This is a genomic window from Methylosinus sp. R-45379 (assembly GCF_001644125.1).
GTDB lineage: Bacteria > Pseudomonadota > Alphaproteobacteria > Rhizobiales > Beijerinckiaceae > Methylosinus.
Genome location: NZ_LUUM01000214.1, coordinates 1 through 2530, shown reverse-complemented (window position 1 = coordinate 2530; position 2530 = coordinate 1). Strand labels below are relative to the sequence as shown.

Sequence of the window (2530 nt, the reverse complement as noted above, 5' to 3'; positions counted from 1 at the left end):
ATTTCACGATGCTGATTCATACGCTGTCCAATTTAGTTAGGTTGTAACTCGACAGTCGTGACCATATGCCAACAACAGAAAGCGCGCAATGCTTTTGTAGTCAATGGGTTAGATGTTATAAAACCTAGCATTTACTGTCGGCAATCCTGACATTTCGTCTAATCGATGTTGTGATATTCAACAATGCCGAATCCAATACCTCAAAAGCACCTTCGAAAATAAATCAAATGTTCACTGTTTGTTCTCGTCCAAATGGTTAAATAACTGTTGACAACACTAAGCACAACCGCTACTATTCGCGGCTGTGAGGACATTATGCCCCATTATGGAGCGTGTCCGAAATCACAATAACATTTCCTGACACCATGTCAAGCGGGCGAAAAATGGAAAGGAGGTAAGAAGCATGGATAAGCTAAAGGAGGTAATTTGCGATCTCACGAACTCATCGATCAATATCGACGATCGGCCTTGGACGATCGAACAGCTCAGAGAGTGGCTCGGTATCAGTAGATCGCACGCCTATAACTTGAACAGATCGGGCGGCTTGCCCAAGTGCTGCCGGGTCGGAAGACGGATTGTCTACACGAAGCAGGCAATCGAGGAATGGCTTGCTCAACAGCAAGCTGCGTAAAATCGGAAAGGTAAGTTAGTTCATGAGTGAAAACGAACGCAAAAAGGTTGAGTTGGCGGTCCACAAGCTGGTGCATAATTTGAACTGGACCTACACCTCGACATTGATCGGCAACGCTGCGTCGCGCCTGATCGAGGAAGGCTTTTTCTCTGACGAGACCGGCGACATCACATCGCCGAGCGGCGAGTTTTTTGGAGCGGCGGTTGCTCGCGTCTGGGATGAGGCTCCAGCGACGACAGGCACCACGGCGCGGCAGGCGTCGGAAGCCGATGAGCGCGCGAAGTATGACGGCCTCACGCAGGCGCAATACGACGCGAAGCCCCCCCATGAGCGCCATGCGATCGATGAGAAGGTGCGCGGCAAGCCCGCTGTCGTCGAGTCATGGCGCACGAAGGTCGGCCCGGTCCCGCCGGCACCTGGAGACGACAAGCTCAGCCCGGAAGAGAAGATTGCGCGTGCGAACGAAGTGAACTTCAAGCGCTGGGGGGGCATCAAGTGAGCGACGAAACCAACATCATCAAGAGCAGCGAGTCGCAGCCCGAGCCGGCGCATGATCTCGATTACATGCACCTAGCTGGCCTCGCTCCAGAACGCTGGTTTGGCCTATCGGCCGAGGATCGCGAAAAGTGGATCGCGAAGTTTCACGCGAGCGGGTTGTCGCGCGGATATGCAGAAGCGACGCAGGGTCGTCGCCGCAAATGACAGACAACATCAAGCGCCAGACGGTGCCGACACAGTTCGGCCTGACGGGACCATGGGGCGGCGGCACTCGCCGCCCTGTCGATCCTGGCACAAATCGACAACAGCCGGCGCGCCGCTCGCGCGCTCGCTCCTATCCGAAGTTCGGCGACGAAGGCGAAGCGACCTCGCACGAGGATCGACTCCGCGCGATGATCGGAGGCGATCGATGATGGACACCTTCACGATTCTATCGAGCACGTCGCATGCTGTCACGTCGACAGCTTACACATTCCAGCCTGACTTAGGAGTCGCCGATCCGAATCCGCTGAACGATCCGAAGCCTTGGCTTGTGCGCGTTTTTAGCGATGTGAATATCTGCATTCGCACAGACGGGCAGGCAGCGTCACAGAGCGATTTTCCGATCGCGGCAGGGCGCGAGGGCGAGCTGATCAATTTGCCGTCTGGTGGATTGATTAGCGTGGTCTCGCAGGCAGGCGAAGCGGATGGCACAGTGTTTTTCTCGCGGGTGAAACGTCAATGACAGATACGACACTCACTGTCTTTTCGCGACAGTTCCCGGCCATCACGCAGATGGTCGAGCGCTCCGAAATTTACAAGCTCGACTTTGTGCTTCCTACCGGTATCGGGTCGGCGGCGGCTGTCTTGGTCCGCCGTCGCAACGGATGTGGCTTTTTCATGATGTGGGACCTGTTGACGGCGCGGCTTCACGGCCTCCGATCACGATGCTTCGACGGAACGAAGCCGGACGATCACCCGGCAAATGCCGATTTGCTCGGCGAGCTTGCGCGACGATTGAGCGTCGACGGTGCGACGTTCGATTAGGTCGCCGGCTCTGTCTCGCACAAGCGGAAGGAAACAGGCCGCAACGTGCGGCGCGCAAATTGAAATCAGAAGAAATCAAAACATGTCGAATGATCTAATAAACGCAGAGCAGCCGGCGGACCTCGCCGCCTTTGTGTTGCACCACTTGAAGCCCGTCATCGAAATCGTGGTGCCGGAAACGCTCGGTCGAAATACGAGTCCGAGCAATGCAGCTTATCCTGCCATCGTCCAGGCGAGCGCGTTGCTGATCGTCGGGAAGCTGATCTCTGAGAGCATCCGCGAGGTCGGTCGCGAGACCGTCAAATCACTCGACGAGATCGAGTCGGCGGTGATGGTCACCGTCTAAAAGAAAAGGTGCGCAAGTGACCAGCTCGC

At 55.9% G+C, this 2530-nt stretch carries 6 protein-coding genes; all 6 read left to right on the top strand.

The genetic code is table 11. The features are described 5' to 3' along the window. The first annotated feature begins 403 nt into the window (after nt 1–403). The 6 genes from A1351_RS26185 (at nt 404) to A1351_RS09185 (ending at nt 2501) form a co-directional block, all read left to right on the top strand. Nucleotides 404–631: a helix-turn-helix domain-containing protein gene (locus tag A1351_RS26185; RefSeq protein WP_064032834.1), complete on the top strand. Its 228-nt coding sequence runs from the start codon at nt 404–406 to the stop codon at nt 629–631. 22 nt (nt 632–653) lie between these two features. Continuing rightward, on the top strand, nt 654–1130 hold the full coding sequence (locus A1351_RS09210) for a hypothetical protein (RefSeq protein WP_157096224.1): 477 nt from the start codon (nt 654–656) through the stop codon (nt 1128–1130). Further along, nucleotides 1127–1333, top strand: coding sequence for a hypothetical protein (locus A1351_RS09205; RefSeq protein ID WP_064032832.1), 207 nt, complete (start codon nt 1127–1129; stop codon nt 1331–1333). The genes A1351_RS09210 and A1351_RS09205 overlap by 4 nt, the downstream gene beginning before the upstream one ends. 205 nt (nt 1334–1538) lie before the next feature. Next, nucleotides 1539–1853: a hypothetical protein gene (locus tag A1351_RS09195; RefSeq protein ID WP_064032830.1), complete on the top strand. Its 315-nt coding sequence runs from the start codon at nt 1539–1541 to the stop codon at nt 1851–1853. Further along, nucleotides 1850–2155 (top strand): hypothetical protein, encoded by a 306-nt coding sequence (locus A1351_RS09190; RefSeq protein ID WP_064032829.1) that lies wholly within the window; start codon nt 1850–1852, stop codon nt 2153–2155. Before A1351_RS09195 ends, A1351_RS09190 begins: the two co-directional genes overlap by 4 nt. Nucleotides 2156–2237: 82 nt before the next feature. After that, on the top strand, nt 2238–2501 hold the full coding sequence (locus tag A1351_RS09185; protein WP_064032828.1) for a hypothetical protein: 264 nt from the start codon (nt 2238–2240) through the stop codon (nt 2499–2501). Nucleotides 2502–2530 lie beyond the last annotated feature (29 nt).

Excerpts from the sequence above, each read along its gene's own strand:
- A1351_RS09190 (WP_064032829.1), top strand. The coding sequence starts at position 1,850 with ATGACAGATACGACACTCACTGTCTTTTCGCGACAGTTCCCGGCCATC.
- A1351_RS26185 (WP_064032834.1), top strand. The coding sequence starts at position 404 with ATGGATAAGCTAAAGGAGGTAATTTGCGATCTCACGAACTCATCGATC.
- A1351_RS09210 (WP_157096224.1), top strand. The coding sequence starts at position 654 with ATGAGTGAAAACGAACGCAAAAAGGTTGAGTTGGCGGTCCACAAGCTG.
- A1351_RS09185 (WP_064032828.1), top strand. The coding sequence starts at position 2,238 with ATGTCGAATGATCTAATAAACGCAGAGCAGCCGGCGGACCTCGCCGCC.
- A1351_RS09195 (WP_064032830.1), top strand. The coding sequence starts at position 1,539 with ATGATGGACACCTTCACGATTCTATCGAGCACGTCGCATGCTGTCACG.